This is a genomic window from Photobacterium toruni, from assembly GCF_024529955.1.
Lineage (GTDB): Bacteria > Pseudomonadota > Gammaproteobacteria > Enterobacterales > Vibrionaceae > Photobacterium > Photobacterium toruni.
Window position 1 is genome coordinate 1,087,085 of record NZ_AP024854.1, and the last position, 25,234, is coordinate 1,112,318.

A 25,234-nucleotide genomic window follows, 5' to 3' on the forward strand; every position below is an offset into this window, starting at 1 on the left:
CTTGTTCCTTTATTTAGCTGATTGTACCCAAGATTGAGGTATTTCAACTCGCATCTCACTAAGAATTAACCCTGTTGCATTTAACACGCGGTATTTTGCCAAAATGCCATCATACTCGGCAGTTAAATAGGCTTTGCGCGCTTCAAATAATTCGTTTTCAGTATTCAGTACATCTAATAAAGATCGTTGACCAATTTTAAATTGTTTTTCATAAGCAATAACGGTACGCGCTGAAGCATCAACATGTTGTTGTAAAAATAATTTTTGTTTTTTTGATAATGTTAATGCACTCCATGAAAGGCGTGTTCCTTCTTCTAACATACGGTGAGCACGATCTCGAACATCTTTAGATTTATTGATCTGATAAGCCGCTCGACGTGATTTAGCGACGTCACTTCCACCATCAAAAAGGTTATAACGCATTTTTAGCATTGCTTTTAGTTCATCGGTATCGCCAGCTGAACCATTAAGATCTTGTCCCCATTCTTGTGAGGCTTCAATGCTAAAAGAAGGGTAGAAAGAGCCTTGTGCCTGCTTATATTGATATTCGGCAGCATTAATATCATTTGATGCAATATAAACCACAGGATTACTTGTTTGTGCTTTTGTAAGAGCATCATCTAAAGACGTTGGTAAATAATTACTATCAACTTCAGGTTTCACAAGATCGACAGGGTAGGCACCAACTGTACGTACAAATGCGGTGGTCTTATCTTGCAGATTACTTTCTGCTGCTAATAAATTAGCGTTAGAGCTAGCTAAACGGCCATCAACTTGGGCTAAATCTGCGGTTGACCCAATACCTGCATCGGCACGTTTTTTGATATCCACGTACATTTTTTGATGCACTTTTAGATTAGATTGAGACAACGTTAGAACATCTTGGGCATGAAGAACATTAAGATAAGCTTCAGTTGCTTTTAGTGCTTTATCTTGTGCATCAGACAATAGTTGATAGCGTTGTGCTTCTGTTTCTGACTTATTACGTTGAATATCATTATACGTAATAGACCCATCCCAAATTAATTGGCGAATATTAATTTTGGCAGTTTGAGGACGGTACTGACCTGAAGGACTTTTGGCTTTATAGTCATCATGTCCGATGCCTGCTTCTAGATCGACTGAAGGTAAATAGTCACCTTTAGCGGCATTGATCAATTGATGCTTACTTTGAAACTCATTATAAGCACTTTTGATATCTGGGTTGGTTGATAATGTTTCTGCAATTGCTTGCTCTAATGATTGTGCCATTACTGGCGTCGCCATACATTGAAGGCTAATTAATAGAGCAATTTTTTTAAATATATATTTTTTTGTCATTATTTTATTCTCTTAACGCCGTTTGACGCGCTCTGAGGACAGGTTTCAGTAGGTAGTCAAGTACAGAACGCTTGCCTGTAATAATATCTGCTGATGCTGTCATTCCGGGTATGATAGGTAATGCCTCGCCATTAGGACCTTTAAGGCTGCTCGCATCGGTACGAATTTTTACTTGGTAGAAACTATTGCCTTCTTTATCTTGGATTGTATCGGCGCTGATAGTTTCTAATGTACCGATTAACCCTCCGTAATTAGTAAAATCATAAGCACTGAATTTTATGATTGTTGGTAATCCGGGCCTTAAAAAACCTATATCTTGAGGGGCTATTTTTGCTTCAATCAAAAGTGTGTCTTCGGTAGGGACAATTTCTACTAATGGCATACCTGGTTGTATTACTCCACCAACGGTATTGACGTATATTTTTTGAATAGTGCCATTGACTGGTGATACGACAGTGGTGCGTTTTACTCGATCTTCAAGGCCGACTTGTGTCTCTGTCATGCTTGATAATTTATCACTAATTTCATTTAATTTAGTTTGTATTTCTGAACGAAATTGCAAAGCGATATCTATATATTTAAAGCCTGCTTCTTGAATTGCAGCTTGAGTTACTGGGATTTGTAGTCGGACAGAGTTTAAATCACGTTTAGTATCATTAAGAGAACGTTGTAATTTTAATAACTCAATACGAGGAACAACACCTTCATCTGCTAATGGCTTGGTGATATTGTATTCTTTTAAAGCGATATTATAGCTATCTCGAATATTTGATAATCGAGATTTAGCTTCTATTAGCTCTCGCTCTTTTTGTGATGCTTGTTGGGATGCAACAGATAATTGATTTTCTAAATTATTTAATTTACCTGAAAACTGGTTAAGTTGACGGCGCACTAATTGAGTATGTTTCTTCTTAAATTCAGCAGTAAATGCAGGAGGGGTATGCGTAATATTAACACTTTTTCGCCACTCAATATTTTTAGGACTTTTATTGACGGTAACACTGATAAGCAGTGCATTCAGGCGTAACGAATCAGCTTGCATAGCAGCAAGACTTTGTGTTTTTTCTTTAAAGTCTGATTTAAATTGCGTGTCATCTATAAGTAGTAGTGTTTGACCTTTCTTAACTTGCTGACCTTCTTTTACAAAAACTTGTTTAACAATACCACCTTCAAGGTTTTGTACTACTTGTAATTGCGATGATGGAATAACTTTCCCTGAACCTGTTGTTACTTTATCTAGTTTTGCAAAATAGGCCCAAGTAAATGCGATAAAGAAAAATAATACCATTACCCATAAAATGATTCTGGCATTTTTAGGGGTATTGAGTAGTAACGCCGCAGATTTATCATCAATAAAATCGAGATCATTGTTTGATATCGAAATGGCTTTTTTATTCATATAAAAACCTATGTATCTAAAATAACTCTTTGTAAGAGGATGGTCATTTTAAAAAATATATTAATTATGGCGATACAAAATTTTAACTATAAAATATATTGTTATGTTTTTTATCAATAACATAAAAGGATGTTTGTATTAGCATGCGGCGTGTAACGTATAAGTAATTCCAATGTGAAATATTAGTTACTCTCATATGTTAATATCTTGTTTGTTTACAATTATAACTGATGATAAGCTGTTGAAGTATTAACGTAAAGTTGTTTTTGAATGTCAATGTGTAATTATTATATTATATGAATAATTAATGCTTGTTCTAACATAAAAAGATCGATTTTAAATTATAGAGTTTGGCTATTATGCTCTCAAGAAGGTTATAAGGTTGGGTGATTTCATGGTTAAGAATGATAATAAAGTTGAAGCATTTAAGCTTGTTGATGGTGAGAGTTTTATTCTTCAGCCGAATCAGCAACCTATACCTGTCATTGATACTCATCCTCTTCAGATGGATGAGATTATTGTCAATAACCGTAATACACAGTTTATAGTTATCAAAGATGGTATAGAACAGATTGTTAATCTACCTTGCTCTAGTTGTACAGTATTAACGCCAACAGGTGTTCAAACTGTTGAGTTAGATAACCGTCTAACCTTTAATGGAGAGGCGAAAGAAGGCGCATCATTTTCTGCTGATGATATTACAGCACTGCAAAATGCTATTTTAGCAGGACAAGATCCGACAGCATTATTTGAAGCGCCTGCGGCTGGTAACGAGAGTGCTACAGGTAATATAGGATTAAATGGCACTTCAGCAACCGCAAGTTTTATTACAATTAATTACAATAATGATGCTGTGCTAGCTAAAGCCGGCTTTGATACGACTTATGATCCGCAGCGTAATAATCAAGCTATCGATCCAAATATTATTCTAGCGGCTGATGGTGGCGAGTCAGGTGCTATGACTATTGTGGAAGGTGATTTATCTCCACAAGCCGATGAACAGGGCTATCCTGTTCAATCTTCAATTTCAATTGCTGTTGAAGCTGCAACACTTCCCCTTGACACTGCTTCTTTTGTTTTTGACCCTCTAGCTGTTAATTCTTTGCTTTCTGAACTTAATAATGAAATTACTGCTGGTGGTGAAGCTGTTAGTTTTATTTATGACATTCAAACGAATTCAATTGTCGGTTCGCTTAATGGCGAAACTATAATGTTAATTTCTCTTAGTGCTGAGTCTGAAAATGGACGAGATGTCAGTATTAATATTACGACAACGATTAACCAATCGATTGATCATGTTGGAGGTAATAATAGTAATTTAGTCTCACATGATGGCGATATTATTACAGTTGATGTGTCTATTCAGGGGGCTGATTCAAATGGTAATTTGCTTGATAAACCTATTAATGTTGATATCACCATTGTTGATGGCGCAAACCCAGAGTTTGGTACTGACAGTGGCACTACCATTGATGAAACCACCCAAAGCGGTACGGTTATTACAGGTGACGTGCCGCTCGATGTGGGCTCAGATGCGATTCATCAGCTTGATTTCAACGCTGATCAACCGAATTTAGCTAATCTAACCAGTAATGGCGCAGCGACCACATTTACTGTAAACGGCAACGTATTAACTGTCGTTGATAGTCACGATAAGCCAGTGATGGTAGTGACGATTGCTAAAGATGGCTCATACGGCGTTGAAGTCACCGGTCCGATTGATCAAAACGATGCAAATATTGCCAACATAAACCTCGGCGTGACGACGACGGATAATGATGGCGATACCGCTAATGGTCAGGTAGTGATCACCATTAATGATGGCGCAGATGCAGGCGGTGATGAGTATGGTGAGATCACCCTTACTGAAGGGGATTTAACCCCTCAAGCAGGTGAGCAAGGCTACCCAGTATCAGGCACCACCACGATTGTGATTGAGGCCGGCGCCGATCGTCTTGATCCAAGCAAAGTGACGATTGATCCAGTTCAATTAACCAAATTAATTAGCGAATTAGAGTCAGAATTAACCACCGGTGATAACCAAGCGATCAGCTTTAGCTATGACAGTACAACCGGTCAATTAGTTGGTGTAACTGCGACTAGCGAGCAAGTAGTAACTGTCTCATTGAATGCAGTCCAAGCGGCGAACGGTCACGATATCGACGTCACGGTGACGATTAATCAAGATAAACCGTTAAACCACACCGACAGTGGTGTTGATGGATTGGTCGATAGCGTTAACGATAAAATCACCATTGATGTGCCGATTCAGGTACAAGATACCGATGGTGATTGGCTAGATAACCCTGCCAATGTTGATATCACCATTGTTGATGGCGCAAACCCAGAGTTTGGTACTGACAGTGGCACCACGATTGATGAAACCACCCAAAGCGGTACGGATATTACAGGTGACGTGCCGCTCGATGTGGGCTCAGATGCGATTCATCAGCTTGATTTCAATGCTGATCAACCGGATTTAGCTAACCTAACCAGTAACGGTGCCGCGACTACATTTACTGTAAACGGCAACGTATTAACTGTCGTTGATAGTCACGATAAGCCAGTGATGGTAGTGACGATTGCTAAAGATGGTTCATATACCGTTGAAGTCACCGGTCCGATTGATCAAAACGATGCAAATATTGCCAACATAAACCTCGGCGTGACGGCGACGGATAATGATGGCGATACCGCTAATGGTCAGGTAGTGATCACCATTAATGATGGCGCTGATGCAGGCGGTAATGAGTATGGTGAGATCACCATTACCGAAGGTGATTTAACGCCTCAAACTGGTGAGCAAGGCTACCCAGTATCGGGCAACACTACAATTATGATTGAGGCCGGAGCAGATCGTCTTGACCCAAGCAAAGTGACGATTGATCCAGTTCAATTAACCAAATTAATTGATGAATTATCGTCTGAGTTAACCACCGGTGATAACCAAGCGATCAGCTTTAGCTATGACAGCGCCACCGGGCAATTAGTCGGTGTGACGGCGACTGGCGAGCAAGTAGTGACAGTATCATTGAATGCTGTTCAAGCGGCGAACGGTCACGATATCGATGTCACGGTGACGATTAATCAAGACAAACCGTTAAACCACACCGACAGTGGTGTTGATGGGTTGGTTGATAGCGTTAACGATAAAATTACCATTGATGTGCCGATTCAGGTACAAGATACCGATGGTGATTGGCTCGATAACCCTGCCAATGTTGATATCACCATTGTTGATGGTGCAAACCCTGAGTTTGGTACTGACAGTGGCACTACCATTGATGAAACTACCCAAAGCGGTCAGATTATTACAGGTGACGTGCCGCTCGATGTTGGCTCAGATGCGATTCATCAGCTTGATTTCAACGCTGATCAATCGGATTTAGCCAACCTAACCAGTAATGGTGCCGCGACCACATTTATGGTTAATGGCAACGTATTAACTGTGGTTGATAGCGATAATAAGCCAGTGATGGTAGTAACGATTGCTAAAGATGGTTCATACACCGTTGAAGTCACCGGTCCGATTGATCAAAATGATGCAAATATTGCCAACATAAACCTCGGCGTGACGGCGACGGATAATGATGGCGATACCGCTAACGGTCAGGTAGTGATCACCATTAATGATGGCGCTGATGCAGGCGGTAATGAGTATGGTGAGATCACCATTACTGAAGGGGATTTAACGCCTCAAGCAGGTGAGCAACGCTATCCAGTATCAGGCACCACCACGATTGTGATTGAGGCTGGAGCCGATCGTCTTGACCCAACTAAGGTCACCATCGATCCGAAGCAACTGACATCATTAATCACTGAATTAGAATCTGAATTAACCACCGGTGATAACCAAGCGATCAGCTTTAGCTATGACAGCTCAACGGGTCAATTAGTTGGTGTGACTGCGACTGGCGAGCAAGTAGTGACAGTATCATTGGATGCTGTACAAGCGGCGAACGGTCACGATATCGACGTCACGGTGACGATTAATCAACAAAAGCCATTAAACCACACCGACAGTGGTGTCGATGGGTTGGTCGATAGCGTTAACGATAAAATTACTATTGATGTGCCGATTCAGGTACAAGATACCGATGGTGATTGGCTCGATAATCCTGCCAATGTTGATATCACCATTGTTGATGGCGCAAACCCAGAGTTTGGTACTGACAGTGGCACCACGATTGATGAAACTACCCAAAGTGGTCAGATTATTACAGGTGACGTGCCGCTGGATGTGGGCTCAGATGCGATTCATCAGCTTGATTTCAACGCTGACCAGCCAAGTCTTCAAGGTTTAACCAGTAACGGTGCCGCGACCACATTTACGGTAAACGGCAACGTATTAACTGTCGTTGATAGTCACGATAAGCCAGTGATGGTGGTGACGATTGCTAAAGATGGCTCATACACGGTTGAAGTCACCGGTCCTATTGATCAAAATGATGCGAATATTACCAACATAAACCTCGGCGTGACGGCGACGGATAATGATGGCGATACCGCTAATGGTCAGGTAGTGATCACCATTAATGATGGCGCTGATGCAGGCGGTAATGAGTATGGTGAGATCACCATTACCGAAGGTGATTTAACGCCTCAAGCAGGTGAGCAAGGCTATCCAGTCTCAGGTAACACCACGATTGTGATTGAGGCCGGCGCCGATCGCTTTGACCCAAGCAAAGTGACCATCGACCCAGTTCAATTAACCAAATTAATTGATGAATTATCGTCTGAGTTAACCACGGGTGATAACCAAGCGATCAGCTTTAGCTATGACAGTACAACGGGTCAATTAGTCGGTGTGACCGCTGATGGCGAGCAAGTAGTGACAGTCTCATTGGATGCTGTACAAGCGGCGAACGGTCACAATATCGACGTCACGGTGACGATTAATCAAGACAAACCATTAAACCACACCGACAGTGGTGTTGATGGGTTGGTCGATAGCGTTAACGATAAAATTACCATCGATGTGCCGATTCAGGTACAAGATACCGATGGTGATTGGCTAGATAACCCTGCTAATGTTGATATCACTATCAAAGACGGCGCAAACCCAGAGTTTGGTACCGACAGCGGCACTACCATTGTTGAAACCGAAACAGGCGTAACAGCCAGCGGTAAGATCCCATTAGATGTGGGCTCTGATAACATTGCTCATATTAATTTCCTCGGCTCTCAGCCGTCTCTTGATCATCTTATTTCTAATAATCAAGCGACCCGTTATATCGTTAATGGTAATGAAATTAATGTCGTCATTGACGGTGGTACGAATGATGGCGAAGCTGTTTTAACTATCACTATTAGTAATGATGGTCATTATATCGTTGAGCAACATCAACCTATTGAACAAAATAATGCAGCGGGTGATAGCGTTAATATTGAGCTTAGTGTTGTTGCAACTGATGATGATGGTGATAGTAGTAATATGGGTCAATTAGAGATCCATATTAAGGATGGTTTAAATCCTACAGGTGAAGGCGTTCAAGCCAATATTACTATTACTGAAGGTGATTTAATCCCTCAAGCAGGTGAACAAGGCTACCCTGTGGTTGGCACTGGACACTTTACCGTTGATGCAACAGATGATGCGTTAGTCGCAACGTCATTAACGATCACTGACAACGTTAAAACTGCATTATTGACCGAATTAAATGGTCTTACTTCTGGCGGAGACGTATTAACCTTTAGCATTAATATTGATGCTAATGGTGTTATCACAATCACCGGTATCACAGCTAGCGGTGCGGATGAAGCTATTACCATCACCTTGACGCCGATAGCACAAACAAATGGTGATGTCAGCGTCGAGATGTCGATTACTCAGCAATTACCGCTAGATCATTTGAGTGCCGACGGTATTTATGTTGATGTTAATGGCGGCGATCTTACCATTAATGTACCTGTTCAAATGCAAGATACTGATGGTGATGCATTGCAACAACCCGTTGATGTGGTTGTGACGATTAAAGATGGTGCTAATCCTGAATTTGGTACTGATAAAGGTACCACCATTGTTGAAACCGAAACAGGGACAACCACCAATGGTAAAATAGCACTTGATGTTGGCTCTGATAACATTGCTCATATTAATTTCCTCGGCTCTCAGCCGTCTCTTGATCATCTTATTTCTAATAATCAGGCCACTCGTTATGTTGTTAATGGTAATGAAATTAATGTCGTCATTGACGGTGGTACGAATGATGGCGAAGCTGTTTTAACTATCACTATTAGTAATGATGGTCATTATATCGTTGAGCAACATCAACCTATTGAACAAAATAATGCAGCGGGTGACAGTGTCAACATTGAGCTTAGTGTTGTTGCCACTGATGATGATGGTGATGGTAGTAATACGGGTCAATTAGAGATCCATATTAAGGATGGTTTAAATCCTACAGGTGAAGGCGTTCAGGCCAATATTACTATTACTGAAGGTGATTTAATCCCTCAAGCAGGTGAACAAGGCTACCCTGTGGTTGGCACTGGACACTTTACCGTTGATGCAACAGATGATGCGTTAGTCGCAACGTCATTAACGATCACTGACAACGTTAAAACTGCATTATTGACCGAATTAAATGGTCTTACTTCTGGCGGAGACGCATTAACCTTTAGCATTAATATTGATGCTAATGGTGTTATCACAATCACCGGTATTACAGCTAGCGGTGCGGATGAAGCCGTTACCATCACCTTGACGCCGACAGCACAAACAAATGGTGATGTCAGCGTCGAGATGTCGATTACTCAGCAATTACCGCTAGATCATTTGAGTGCCGACGGTACTTATGTTGATGTTAATGGCGGTAATCTTACCATTAATGTACCTGTTCAAATGCAAGATACTGATGGTGATGCATTGCAACAACCCGTTGATGTGGTTGTGACGATTAAAGATGGTGCTAATCCTGAATTTGGTACCGACAGTGGCACTACCATTGTTGAAACCGAAACAGGGACAACCACCAATGGTAAAATAGCACTTGATGTTGGCTCTGATAACATTGCTCATATTAATTTCCTCGGCTCTCAGCCGTCTCTTGATCATCTTATTTCTAATAATCAGGCCACTCGTTATGTTGTTAATGGTAATGAAATTAATGTCGTCATTGACGGTGGTACGAATGATGGCGAAGCTGTTTTAACGATCACAATTGGTAATGATGGCAGTTATATTGTTGAGCAACATCAACCGATTGAACAAGATAATGCAGCAGGTGATAGCGTTAATATTGAGCTTGGTGTTGTTGCAACTGATGATGATGGTGATAGTAGTAATATGGGTCAATTAGAGATCCATATTAAGGATGGTTTAAATCCTACAGGTGAAGGCGTTCAAGCCAATATTACTATTACTGAAGGTGATTTAATCCCTCAAGCAGGTGAACAAGGCTACCCTGTGGTTGGCACTGGACACTTTACCGTTGATGCAACAGATGATGCGTTAGTCGCAACGTCATTAACGATCACTGACAACGTTAAAACTGCATTATTGACCGAATTAAATGGTCTTACTTCTGGCGGAGACGTATTAACCTTTAGCATTAATATTGATGCTAATGGTGTTATCACAATCACCGGTATCACAGCTAGCGGTGCGGATGAAGCCATTACCATCACCTTGACGCCGATAGCACAAACAAATGGTGATGTCAGCGTCGAGATGTCGATTACTCAGCAATTACCGCTAGATCATTTGAGTGCCGACGGTATTTATGTTGATGTTAATGGCGGCGATCTTACCATTAATGTACCTGTTCAAATGCAAGATACTGATGGTGATGCATTGCAACAACCCGTTGATGTGGTTGTGACGATTAAAGATGGTGCTAATCCTGAATTTGGTACTGATAAAGGTACCACCATTGTTGAAACCGAAACAGGGACAACCACCAATGGTAAAATAGCACTTGATGTTGGCTCTGATAACATTGCTCATATTAATTTCCTCGGCTCTCAGCCGTCTCTTGATCATCTTATTTCTAATAATCAGGCCACTCGTTATGTTGTTAATGGTAATGAAATTAATGTCGTCATTGACGGTGGTACGAATGATGGCGAAGCTGTTTTAACTATCACTATTAGTAATGATGGTCATTATATCGTTGAGCAACATCAACCTATTGAACAAAATAATGCAGCGGGTGACAGTGTCAACATTGAGCTTAGTGTTGTTGCCACTGATGATGATGGTGATGGTAGTAATACGGGTCAATTAGAGATCCATATTAAGGATGGTTTAAATCCTACAGGTGAAGGCGTTCAGGCCAATATTACTATTACTGAAGGTGATTTAATCCCTCAAGCAGGTGAACAAGGCTACCCTGTGGTTGGCACTGGACACTTTACCGTTGATGCAACAGATGATGCGTTAGTCGCAACGTCATTAACGATCACTGACAACGTTAAAACTGCATTATTGACCGAATTAAATGGTCTTACTTCTGGCGGAGACGCATTAACCTTTAGCATTAATATTGATGCTAATGGTGTTATCACAATCACCGGTATTACAGCTAGCGGTGCGGATGAAGCCGTTACCATCACCTTGACGCCGACAGCACAAACAAATGGTGATGTCAGCGTCGAGATGTCGATTACTCAGCAATTACCGCTAGATCATTTGAGTGCCGACGGTACTTATGTTGATGTTAATGGCGGTAATCTTACCATTAATGTACCTGTTCAAATGCAAGATACTGATGGTGATGCATTGCAACAACCCGTTGATGTGGTTGTGACGATTAAAGATGGTGCTAATCCTGAATTTGGTACCGACAGTGGCACTACCATTGTTGAAACCGAAACAGGGACAACCACCAATGGTAAAATAGCACTTGATGTTGGCTCTGATAACATTGCTCATATTAATTTCCTCGGCTCTCAGCCGTCTCTTGATCATCTTATTTCTAATAATCAGGCCACTCGTTATGTTGTTAATGGCAATGAAATTAATGTCGTCATTGACGGTGGTACGAATGATGGCGAAGCTGTTTTAACTATTACTATTAGTAATAATGGTCATTATATCGTTGAGCAACATCAACCTATTGAACAAAATAATGCAGCGGGTGACAGTGTCAACATTGAGCTTAGTGTTGTGGCCACGGATGATGATGGTGATAGTAGCAATACGGGTCAATTAGAGATCCATATAAAGGATGGTTTAAATCCTACAGGTGAAGGCGTTCAAGCCAATATTACTATTACTGAAGGTGATTTAATCCCTCAAGCAGGCGAACAAGGCTACCCTGTTGTTGGCACTGGACACTTTACCGTTGATGCAACAGATGATGCGTTAGTCGCAACGTCATTAACGATCACTGACAACGTTAAAACGGCATTATTGACCGAATTAAATGGTCTTACTTCTGGCGGAGACGCATTAACCTTTAGCATTAATATTGATGCTCATGGTGTTATCACAATCACCGGTATCACAACCAGCGGGGCGGATGAAGCCATTACCATCACCTTGACACCGACAGCACAAACAAATGGTGATGTCAGCGTCGATATGTCGATTACTCAGCAATTACCGCTAGATCATTTGAGTGCCGACGGTACTTATGTTGATGTTAATGGCGGTGATCTTACCATTAATGTACCTGTTCAAATGCAAGATACTGATGGTGATGCATTGCAACAACCCGTTGATGTGGTTGTGACGATTAAAGATGGTGCTAATCCTGAATTTGGCACTGATAAAGGTACCACCATTGTTGAAACCGAAACAGGGACAACCACCAATGGCAAAATAGCACTTGATGTTGGCTCTGATAACATTGCGCATATTAATTTCCTCGGCTCTCAGCCATCACTTGATGGTATTGTCTCAAATAATCAAGCGACCCGTTATATCGTTAATGGTAATGAAATTAATGTCGTTATTGACGGTGGTACGAATGATGGCGAAGCTGTTTTAACTATTACTATTAGTAATAATGGTCATTATATCGTTGAGCAACATCAACCTATTGAACAAAATAATGCAGCGGGTGACAGTGTCAACATTGAGCTTAGTGTTGTGGCCACGGATGATGATGGTGATAGTAGCAATACGGGTCAATTAGAGATCCATATAAAGGATGGTTTAAATCCTACAGGTGAAGGCGTTCAAGCCAATATTACTATTACTGAAGGTGATTTAATCCCTCAAGCAGGTGAACAAGGCTACCCTGTGGTTGGCACTGGACACTTTACCGTTGATGCAACAGATGATGCGTTAGTCGCAACGTCATTAACGATCACTGACAACGGTAAAACGGCATTATTGACCGAATTAAATGGTCTTACTTCTGGCGGAGACGCATTAACCTTTAGCATTAATATTGATGCTAATGGTGTTATCACAATCACCGGTATCACAGCTAGCGGTGCGGATGAAGCCGTTACCATCACCTTGACGCCGACAGCACAAACAAATGGTGATGTCAGCGTCGAGATGACGATTACCCAGCAATTACCGCTAGATCATTTGAGTGCCGACGGTACTTATGTTGATGTTAATGGCGGTAATCTTACCATTAATGTACCTGTTCAAATGCAAGATACCGATGGTGATGCATTGCAACAACCTGTTGATGTGGTTGTGACGATTAAAGATGGTGCTAATCCTGAATTTGGTACTGATAAAGGTACCACCATTGTTGAAACCGAAACAGGGACAACCACCAATGGTAAAATAGCACTTGATGTTGGCTCTGATAACATTGCTCATATTAATTTCCTCGGCTCTCAGCCGTCTCTTGATCATCTTATTTCTAATAATCAGGCCACTCGTTATGTTGTTAATGGCAATGAAATTAATGTCGTCATTGACGGTGGTACGAATGATGGCGAAGCTGTTTTAACGATCACAATTGGTAATGATGGCAGTTATATTGTTGAACAACATCAACCGATTGAACAAGATAATGCAGCGGGTGATAGCGTTAATATTGAGCTTGGTGTGGTGGCCACTGATGATGATGGTGATATCAGTAATACGGGTCAATTAGAGATCCATATAAAGGATGGTTTAAATCCTACAGGTGAAGGCGTTCAAGCCAATATTACCATTACTGAAGGTGATTTAATCCCTCAAGCAGGTGAACAAGGCTACCCTGTTGTTGGCACTGGACACTTTACCGTTGATGCAACAGATGATGCCTTAGTCGCTAATTCATTAACAATCACAGATAGTGTTAAGTCGACATTGTTAACCGAATTAAATGGTCTTACATCGGATGGTGAAACGTTAAGTTTTAATGTTGAGATTGGAGCGAATGGTGTCATTACCATAACAGGTATAACTGTAACCGGGGGACACGAGGCCGTATTGATAACGATGACACCATCTTCATTAGCGAATGGTGATGTTAGCGTCAATATGACTATTCAACAATCTCTACCATTAGATCACTTAAAATCTAACGGTACATTTGTTGATGTTAGGGGCGGTAAGATTACTATTAATGTGCCTGTTCAAATGCAGGATACTGATGGTGATGCGTTAGAAAAACCAGTTGATGTTAATATCACAATTAAAGATGGTCAAAAACCGTCATTTGGACAAGATACTTCAGCAACCTTAGATGAAGGTACATCAGGTCAGGCAACAGGCTCTGGCTCAATTAATGTTGATACTGGAAGCGACCAAATAGAACAAGTCTATTTTGGTAGTGAACAAGCATCATTAAATGGCTTAACTAGTAATGGCCACGCTACGAGTTATCACTTAAGTGCTGACGGTACAAGTGTGATTATTGTACTGCAAAGTGATCCGTCTCAGGTTGTGATGGAAGTGAGTATTGATATTAATGGTCACTATACTGCTACTCAACAACAACCAATTGATCAAGTTGATAACGCGATTGCTGACAATGAAACTATCAAGCTAGATGTTTATGCGCAGGATCATGATGGTGATGTCAGTAAACCTGGTCAAATCACGATTAATATTCATGATGGTAACAATGCGACAGGTGGTGAAACTGGCTCAATTACTATTACTGAAGGTGATTTAACGCCAGCGGTTGGTCAACAAGGGTACCCAGTTTCAGGTGATGTTGATATTGCAGTTGCAGCAGGGGTTGACCGACTTGATCCAACAACAGTAACCATAGATAACAGCAAACTTACGGCATTGATTAATGAGTTACAGTCAGAGTTAACGGCCAATGGTGCGCCAGTAAGCTTTGTTTATGATCATGCTAGCGGTGTTCTAACGGGTACTGCTAATGGTCAAATTGTACTTACCGTTACAGTGACCGCGATACAAGCAGCAAACGGTCATGATGTTGATATTACAGTGTCTATTACCCAACACTCTCCACTTGACCATAATGGTAGTGACAATGGTGGGTGGGTAAATATTGATGGTGATAAGATCGTTATCGATGTTCCAGTACAAGTTAAAGATACGGATGGTGATTATCTTGGCGGGGATAGCGATAACTATGTTAATGCTCAAATCACCATCAATGATGGCACCGCTCCAGTGATCACAGCTGCTCCTGCTTTAACCATTGAGGAAAGTGATTTAGCTTCAGGTTCAACCCCATCAGGAGATGGAGAATCAGCGTTAGGCGATATTGTCGTTAATTCTGGTAGTGATTATATTTCAACGTATAAAGTTGATGTTGACTCTTTTAATCAACAAAATGACATAACCTCGAATGGAAATAAGATAACGTTATCACAATCAAGTGAAGGTACTTATCAAGGTATTGCCAACGGTAATGTTGTGTTTACTTATTACCTGCTACCAACAGGGCGTTATATTTTCCAATTGCATGGCACGATAGATCACCCAACCCAAGGTGAAGATCAATTAACCATTGAAATACCCGTTTACGCTATTGATAAAGATGGTGACGTGAGCGCGAGTGTTAATATTAATGTCACAATTAAAGATGATATTCCGACGGTAGAAGACGTAGTTTTAACCGCAGTTGAAAGTACACCAGGACATATCAGTGATACTAATTATGGTTATGTTATTGATCAAACTGGTGCAGATGGGGCACAAGTTACTTCTGTCACTATTAATGGCGACAAAATTGCGTTGAGCGATCAAAACGTAAGTCATGACGGATACCATCAATTTGATGTTTATGATGGTAATCTGCTACTAGGACAGTTGTTTATAAAGCCTGATGGTCAAACAATCTTTAGATCAAGTGCTAACCTTACTCATAGCCAAGAAGACATTATTAAACAAATTGGTTTTGAAGTGACAGATGGTGATGGTGATACCGCCCAAGGTACCATTACTATTGAGCTTTCTGATCAAGATACTATTCTTCATACAGAGAACAGCATCGGTGAAGAAGATGATGGACGTCACTCTACAGATCCAACAGATAATGTTGATCCAAGCCGTAGTGGTATTGCAATAAATATGACCATTGATGGTGGAGATAGCGACCGTGGTGAACATGTTGGTACGGTAACTATTCAACCGCAAGCACAAGCACATGGTGTGTTTATGTATAACGGCCAGCCACTCACAGTTAATAGTGACGGTAGTGTTACCTTACCACCGGAGGCGTTTGCAGTTGATACAACTAATCCACCAGATGTGAAATTTATTTTACAAGGTGTGACTTTTGTTCCTGATGCAGACTATTCAACCTCAGCTGCCGGAATTAAATTTGACGTAACTGCACAAGTAAATACCACTGACGGTGGTAATCATCCGGTTATGAATGGTGAGTTCTCTATTAATGTGCAAGGTATTGCGGATACACCAATCTGGAATGCAAGTTCTGTTGATCACTATGTCACCTCAGAAGATCAGGATAACGTGTTACTCAATGTTGTGGCTGATTTACAAGATACCGATGGTTCAGAAAGGCTGTTCTATTTCATTACCGTGCCCGTAGAATATCAGGACAAGTGTACCTTAGAAATTGGCGGTCAATTATTAGTTGAAACTTCACCTGGCTCTGGTGTGTATAAAGTAACAGCAAACCAGATGGCGTCAGTTGAGGTTAATCCAGTTGATAATTTCAGTGGCGATATTGAGTTAACGATTCAAGCACAAAGTAAAGAAAATAGTAACTTTGTTACTGGTCATCAAACGGCTGACTCTGAAATTAAAACTGTGATTATTAATGTTAGTCCTGTGGCTGATGATGCGGTATTGAAAGTCACGCGTGTTGAAGCAAATGAAGATCAACGGATTGATTTATCAAGCCATATTAACTTGACATCATTGGATGATAATACCGATGGTTCTGAGGCATTATATCTACAAATTTCAGCATTGCCAGAGGGAGCTGTGCTGTATGTTAACGATCAGCTATTAACGCCAAATGCCGATGGTGTGTATGAAATTTCATATCAAGATTTGAATGGCTTATCACTACAACCACCATTAGATAGTAACGTTGATTTTAATATTACTGTTAATGGCATCGTGCGTGATGTCGTACAACTAACTGATGCAAATGGCAATGTGACAACTGAAACCAGTGAAAAAGTGATTGGTCCTCAAACCATTGATGTTGCTTTAACTGGGGTTGTTGATCGTCCTGAAATCGTCTCTGATACCCCTGATTGGACACCATTAGCTGATGGTAAAATTGGTTTACAAACCACAATAAAAGAAGATGGTGAAGCTAAATTTGATTTTAAAGTTGTCTCTGGTGAGCATACTAATGCTGACGGTAATACTGATGGCTCTGAAACTTTGAGTGTGGTTATTTCAGATATTCCAAAGGGAACTGAAATTTATGATGCAGAAGGTAATCTACAAACCTTGGTATACGCAGGTGAAGACAGTAATGGTCAGCCTATTTATCAAGTAAACCTTGATTCATTAACCAATATTGTTATTAAGCCACCACAGAATAGCACTGAAGATATCAGTTTAGATGTGCGCATAGTTGTGACTGAAAATGATGGTGCAAGTGCTGGATTTAACAGTGAGTTAGTTATTCATATCACACCAGAAATTGATGTGGGTAATTACACCACCATATCAACAGGAAAAGAAGACGAAGCAACTATTGTTCATTGGCAACCATCGCTGACAGATTCGCAAGAGCATATTACAGGTTTAGCTTTAAGTGGGTTACCTGCAGGCTATCAGCTGTTTATTGATGGTACTTTGCTTAATACTGACAGTAGTGGTCATATTGAGTTAACGACACAGCAATTACAGACATTACTTGATGGCGGTGAGTTAACCGTAACTGCGCCTCATAATTCAGATCAAGATATAAAGTTAACCTCAACGGTTACCATATCTCAAACTGATGTCGACGGTAATAAAGAAACCGTAACCAAAGATATTACAGGTACGTTAGACGTAGATATTAAAGCCGTTGTTGAGCCTGACGGTAATATTGCTATTGATGATAATGGTACGTTTGTCACAACAATTGCGTCTGGTACAAATGGTGTTATTGATTTATCAGACGATGCGGGTTCTGACGGTAAGATTGTGTGGGAAAATGATGATAGTTCAAGTTCTGAAGTGATCACGCAAATTGTGTTAGATCCTATTCCGGAAGGATTTGTGATCATTGGTGGTATTAATAATGGTGATGGTAGCTGGACGGTGCCGCAATCATCACTAGGTGACTTAAAAATAATTGCGGCAGCAGAGTTTACAGGCCAGTTAACCCTTAATATTAATGCCCTTGTTCAAGATATGAGCGATGACGGTGATGTCAGTGATAAAGTTAACAAGGAAGGAACAATCACGTTAGATTTTAGTGCTAATACTGAAAGTAATGCTGAAAAAGCGGCAGATATTGTTATTGATGAAAACTATATCGTAACGGGGGATGAAGATCATTCCATCGACCTTGGCCAGCAAATGATGGATCACATTGTTACCATCAGTACAGCGAACGGTGATCAAGCTCACGATGACTTTACCTTAGTAATCAAAAGCATCGATAATTTACCAGCGGGTGCAACTATTTCAGGCGCTGATTTTGACCACGTTACTGGTGAGTACGTATTAAAAGTGCCTGTTGGTGCTGATGGTACGGTTGATCTTTCAGGCATCACATTAAATCTTCCTGATGACTATGCAGGAGATTTTAAGTTTGATGTTACCTATGTCACCACGGATACTGAAAGTGGTGATTACATAACCAAAAATGACACTATTACTGTGCAAGTTGCACCACAAGTTGATGGGCCTAAAGATGTCGCGATTACGGTTGTAGGAACGGATGGCTTAAACGCCGATAAGCAGCCGATCTCGACATCAGATGATAAGCAAGAGCAGGTATACGATAATATTGCTTACGAAGATGGTGATATTAAACTCGATCTCTCGATGAGTTTAAAAGATACCGATACATCGGAGACTGATGGTAAAGAAACGATACAGTCAGTAACCCTAACATTAGCTGATACTACCAATGGCGTATTTAGTGATGCTAATGGCAATGTGCTAGGCACGTCAATTACGGTTGATCAAAGTCAGCTTGATAATATTCATTTCAAGCCTGCACTCGATTTTAGCGGTAAGGTCGATATTAATGTCAGTACAACTGTAGTGGATACTGCTATTTATGATCAAACTAGCGGGGCGACAGTCACTGATACAAAATCATTTGATAGTACGGTTAGCTTTGATGTAATTGCAGTGAATGATGAAATCAAATGGCAAGGTATTGATACACCTATTGTTGGTGATGAAGATACCGCTATTTCATTGGCTGGAATCAGTGGTTCTTTAGAAGATGTCGATGGCTCTGAGCATATTGTTTCGATGAAATTAGAAAATGTGCCCGATGGCTTTATCATTGAAGGTGCTGTTAATAATGGCGGTGGTGTATGGACAATTGCTGCATCAGGTGAAAGCTTTGATTTAAGTAGTATTAAAGTACAGCCACCCCATGATTTCAGCGGTAACGTTGATATTGATATTGTGGTTTACTCACAAGAGGCATCATTAGATAAACCAGCAGAAAACCGTGAAACAATCACCATTGATGTTAATCCAATCGCTGATAAAGTGGATACTGATGTTAATCCAAATGCAAGTGGTGATGAAAATAGCCCTATTACGCTTGATTTAGGTATTAAAGCTTACGACGATCAAAAAACGATCAATAATCCAGCAACAAATGTTCATGAAAATGGGGCTGAATCATTACAAATCACTATCACAAATGTGCCAGATTCAAGTTCATTTACTCTTCCTGATGGTGTTGCAGGTAGTGCAGAAAAACAACCAGATGGCACTTGGATTATTAAAGTAACGGGATCGGATCTTGATACGCTGATTTTCCATCCGGGTGACGCCAACAATCAAACTGTTATTAATGGCAATATTTGGAATGGCGATTTAAATCTAGATATTCGTGCGGTGGATAATGGTGTCATTGGAACTGATAGCGTTGCAGTAGATAAAACGATTCATGTTGAAATAACACCAGATAATGATGCACCAGTAAACCATCTGCCATCAGAACCATTAACAGTTGATGAAGATGCAACTTTAGTCATTAAAGACCTTCAAATTACTGATGTTGATAGTAATGATCATGGTGCCATTATGGACATGACCGTTACGTTAAGTGTTGAGCATGGGCAACTAGCTATTGCTGCAGGTGCAGATACATCTGGCCTAACGATTACTGATAATGGCGATGGTAAGTTGATTATTAATGGTGATTTGACGCTAATTAACCAGCTATTAGATCAAGGTATTAACTATACTGGCGACAAAGATTTTAATGGTACAGATAGCCTTACCATGACGACTGACGATAATGGTAATTCAGGTGCCGGTGGCGCATTAACAGACACTGATAGTATTAATATTACTGTTACGCCAGTGAATGATGCGCCCATTAATACTGTACCAGCACCATTTGATGTTAGCGAAGATAGTAGCCACATTATTACTGGATTAAGCATTGCCGATGTTGATGCTAAAGAGAGTGGTTCTTCAGGTCAAATGACGGTTGAACTCAATGTCGATCATGGGCAGTTATCTATTATTGCCGCAGATACTCAAGGATTAACCATTACCGATAATGGTGATGGCAAGCTCGTGATAAGTGGTGATATTGATAAGATTAATACCTTGTTGGATGGCGGTATCAAATACACTGGCGATGAAAATTTCAATGGTAGTGATCAGCTAACCATGACAACGTCGGATAATGGCAATGTCGGTAGCGGTGGTACATTAACAGATGTTAGTACGGTTGATATTACTGTTACGCCAGTGAATGATGCGCCCATTAATACTGTACCAGCACCATTTGATGTTAGCGAAGATAGTAGCCACATTATTACTGGATTAAGCATTGCCGATGTTGATGCTAAAGAGAGTGGTTCTTCAGGTCAGATGACGGTTGAACTCAATGTCGAGCATGGGCAGTTATCTATTATTGCCGCAGATACTCAAGGGTTAATCATTACTGATAATGGTGATGGCAAGCTCGTGATAAGTGGTGATATTGATAAGATTAATACCTTGCTTGATGCAGGTATCAAATACAGTGGCGATGAAAACTATAACGGTAGCGATCAGCTAACCATGACAACGTCGGATAACGGCAATGTCGGTAGTGGTGGTACGTTAACCGATGTGAGTACGGTTGATATTACTGTCGATGCGGTAAATGATGCGCCCGTCAATGATGTACCTACCACCATTACTGTAAGTGAAGATACTGCAACGGTTGTGGAAGACATTAAAGTTACCGATGCTGATTTTAATGAGCTAGCCAATAATGAAGCTATGTCGGTGACATTAGCAGTTAATCATGGCTCATTATCGATTACATTACCGACAAATAGTGGCGTTGAAGTTACTGGTGATGACAGTGGCAATGTGATTCTGAAAGGTTCAATGGCAGATATTAATGCGGTACTTAATAGTGGCGTGAGCTATACCGCCGCTGAAAATTACAGTGGCAGTGATGAATTGACCATTATAACCAATGATGGTGGTAATACCGGTTCTGGTGACAGTCTATCGACGACGAATAAAGTCAATATTACCGTCACGCCCAAAGCGGATATACCGTCATTAAGTTTAAGTTCGGATCATATTCAAACGGCAGCGATTCAAAGCTCTTTAGGCACTATGGTACCTTTGATTGGTTTAATTGCCGCAGCGTCAGCTGATGCTTCTGAAACACTGACTGTCAAAATGAGTGATTTAGGAGCAGCTCAGATTGTTGATAAAGCTGGCAATGTTATTGGTACTGATTTAGGTAATGGTGAGTGGCAAATTACTGCGCAAGATCTGAATGATGTTTATATTAAAGATCTTACTCAAGGTACACACACTATCAGTGTTGCTGCAGTATCAACTGAGTCCGATGGCTCTCAAGCAATGTCTCCTGCTGTAAATATTAATGTTACGGTAGATGCCTTGAGTCCAACCGATAATGTCATTGGCCAAAACAATGCTTCTGACCAAGCCAACTTAGTGATTGATAGTACGGCACAAGCAACGCTGTTTGGCGGTGATGATGATGATATATTAGTGGGCGGATTAGCATCTGATATTTTAGTTGGTGGTCAAGGCAACGATATCTTATGGGGTGGGGATCTTGATGGCAATGGTGATGGTGTTAAAGATATATTCCTATGGTCTGGAAGTGATTTCGGTACTGTTAATGCGCCAGCAACTGACACCATAATGGATTTTGAAGTCGGTATTGATACGATCAATCTTGGTGATGCGCTCGATAGTCAACATATTCAATCTTTAGATGACCTCAATAATCGGTTGAATATTCTTGAGCAACAAGGCAATACTGAAATTCAGATTTTTGATGACCAACATCAAGTAGTGCAAAATATCATTTTGAATGGGGTTAGTCATAATGATCTCTTTGGTAACAATGCAGCTAGTATGTCTAACGAAGATAAATTAGATTCGTTACTTAATAGCGGTAATCTTGAATTAAGTGATAACTTCGGTAATCAACAAGCGAATACATTGATTGCAGATAATCAGGGTGAATCATTATTTGGTTTTGATGGCAATGATGATCTTATAGCGGGTCAAGGTAAGGATATTTTAACAGGTGGTCATGGAGATGATATCTTTACATGGCATGAAACATCGCTTTCTACCGTATCAAATACTGATACTATTACTGATTTTGAATTAGATAAAGATCAGATTAATCTCCATGATTTACTGACTGATGATGAAAATGCTAATTTACAAATAGATGATTTATTAAGTCATGTAAATGCTGATATTGATGAGAATGGCAATGTTAAGCTTGAGGTAAATAGTCTTGAAGGTCAGTCGCAGCATATTGTTTTAGAAAATATTAATCCACAACATGATTTAGGCTTAGCTGATGGCGCATCTTCTGCTGATATTGTGTCGTCGTTGTTTAGTCATAATGCGTTTCAAGTAGATAATACGCATTAATGAGCAATTAACTTAAAAAAGCGGCTTTTAACGAGCTGCTTTTTTTGATCAAATTAAAGAGAAAATAGTGATGAAAAAAGGGCTAATTGGCGGTTTACTGTTATTAAGTTCAGGTACTGTGCATGCACAGAGTTGTCCTGTTGATGTGCCTAATCCTATTCATATTGATAAAGGCAGTGTGTCTGTTTATGAAGCAGGTAAGCCTAAGTTATTGATTGATGACAATAATAATTTATTTATTAATGGTCAGCAGGTTGATCTTAATACGATGCAACAAAAAGCATTAACTGCATATAGTGATAATATGCAGACCTATTTGCCACAAATGGCAGCATTAGCCCAACAAGGAACAGAGTTAGCTTTAGCTGTATTGAAAGACGTGTCAAATAGTTTTGATTCACAAGCAGCGTTTGCGAAAGTACAAACACTCGTTAATCAATTGAGTGAGCAAGCACAGCATAAATTTTATAATCCGCAAGGTGAATTTGTGATGCCAGCAGATGTCTTTGACAGTATGGATACGACATGGAAAACTGAATTTGAAAATGCGATGCAACAAGTAAGCGTCGAATCTATATCAAGTGTATTAACAGCATTGGCTGATGAAATGAAAAATGGCGATCTTGATTTTAGTCAGATGCAGACAAAATTTTCACAGTTAAAGACTCAAATCACCGATACAATGATTCAGCACAGTAGTGAAATGAAAGTGAAAACTAATGATTTGTGCGGTTCAATTGAAGGGTTAGCAAAACAAGAGCAACAACTGCAACAAATAATTCCACAGTTACAAAACATACCAATGTTTAAAATGTAATTGCGATCACAGCGTAATTACGATTAAAAATAGTACTCAAGGGTGCTATTTTTATTGCCATAACCACCTACACTTTATAGATAAGATTCAAACTAAATTATTATTGTATTAGTGTCAGCCAAAGGAGTGCTAAATGTTAAAGCTATTGATTATTTTTGGACTATTAGCCTTTGCTTATTGGACTATTCGCTATTTATCAAAATCGCAACAAAACCAGATTGTAACGGCATTAGTCGCCGTATTAGGTTCTGCTGCAATCATTTTTATTGGGTTTGAATTATTTCGTTAAAGTAAATCAGTTAACGCAACACCGATACCCAGTCGTTGTTGTTTATGATTATAATCAATGAGGTTTTCACCATAGCCTGTTGAGTATTTAGTATACCCTCGTAACTTCCCCCATAACGGAAAAGTCATGCCAAGCTCACCATAACCTTTATGAGTTGCAAAGTTTTGGCGTCCAGTAAAACTAAATTCGTAATCTTGCCATTTATAGACCGCATTAAGCTCGTAGTGTCCCATATAATCAATGATATCTGGATTATCATCACCTTTAGGTGAAAATGGCGTTTGTTTTTTATCTTCAGGTATTCGCCACCAAGGGCGTAGTGATAAAGCTAAGTTGCCTTTTTCAATAATTAAATCAGTATAGATACGATTCCAACTTCGAGATAATGCTTGAGTACGACCATTTGATTGATGTTCTATGCCTAAGGTCATCCATGTTTTTGCATTGAAAGGCGTCCAAGGAGTTGGTGCAAGATAAAATAGTTCAGGACGATAGTTGGTTTCTCTAAATGGACGTGAAATGTCTTCAGCATATACCTGCCAATATGATTTCAATGTAAAAGCGGCAAATAAACCATCATTAGGGATCAGTAAATCACCATAATTTAATGGTGTTTTGAAACTAATTTGAAATTCAGCTTCAGCATTTTTCATTTTTCCAGCCCATTGACTATTTTTATAAGCACCGTGATTAATGCTGTCAGTCATGACGATAGGAAGAAAATAATTCATACGATGTGGTGTGATAACAAACCGATTAAAAGCTGTATTACGCTCATTTTTTAAACGTTGAGAAACCAGAGATGGTTGAGATTTGTCAGTATCTTGGGCGATGTTCGTGACTGTATTATTACAGCGTAAACGAATTTCATTTAAGGTTAAATTGCCACTTTGATTTTTTACGGCGTCAAGTAAGCAAGAGTCATAATCTTGAGATGTTTCTGCAGTGGCAGTATCTACAATGAAAAATGAAGAAATAAGGCAAACAGTATAAATACATCTCACAATAATGAGTTATCCCTGAAATAGCTGAAAA

Annotated in this window: 6 protein-coding genes; 3 read left to right on the forward strand and 3 right to left on the reverse strand. The window is 40.1% G+C overall.

What is annotated here, in order from left to right:
* Positions 1-9: 9 nt before the first annotated feature.
* Positions 10-1,320 (reverse strand): TolC family outer membrane protein, encoded by a 1,311-nt coding sequence (locus OC457_RS05295; RefSeq protein ID WP_080175844.1) that lies wholly within the window; start codon positions 1,318-1,320, stop codon positions 10-12.
* A gap of 4 nt (positions 1,321-1,324) precedes the next feature.
* Positions 1,325-2,719: an HlyD family type I secretion periplasmic adaptor subunit gene (locus tag OC457_RS05300; protein WP_080175843.1), complete on the reverse strand. Its 1,395-nt coding sequence runs from the start codon at positions 2,717-2,719 to the stop codon at positions 1,325-1,327.
* 394 nt (positions 2,720-3,113) lie between these two features.
* On the opposite strand from OC457_RS05300, the gene OC457_RS05305 reads away from it, so the two are divergent.
* From OC457_RS05305 to OC457_RS05315, 3 genes are all read left to right on the forward strand, one after another.
* On the forward strand, positions 3,114-23,093 hold the full coding sequence (locus tag OC457_RS05305) for a retention module-containing protein (RefSeq protein WP_262054074.1): 19,980 nt from the start codon (positions 3,114-3,116) through the stop codon (positions 23,091-23,093).
* Between the two features lie 70 nt (positions 23,094-23,163).
* Positions 23,164-23,910 (forward strand): DUF2884 family protein, encoded by a 747-nt coding sequence (locus tag OC457_RS05310; protein ID WP_080175841.1) that lies wholly within the window; start codon positions 23,164-23,166, stop codon positions 23,908-23,910.
* Positions 23,911-24,043: 133 nt separating this feature from the next.
* Positions 24,044-24,199: a hypothetical protein gene (locus tag OC457_RS05315; protein ID WP_162841695.1), complete on the forward strand. Its 156-nt coding sequence runs from the start codon at positions 24,044-24,046 to the stop codon at positions 24,197-24,199.
* Here the strand turns inward: OC457_RS05315 and OC457_RS05320 are convergent.
* On the reverse strand, positions 24,196-25,194 hold the full coding sequence (locus OC457_RS05320; protein WP_370737974.1) for a phospholipase A: 999 nt from the start codon (positions 25,192-25,194) through the stop codon (positions 24,196-24,198). The genes OC457_RS05315 and OC457_RS05320 overlap by 4 nt on opposite strands.
* Between the last annotated feature and the right edge of the window lie 40 nt (positions 25,195-25,234).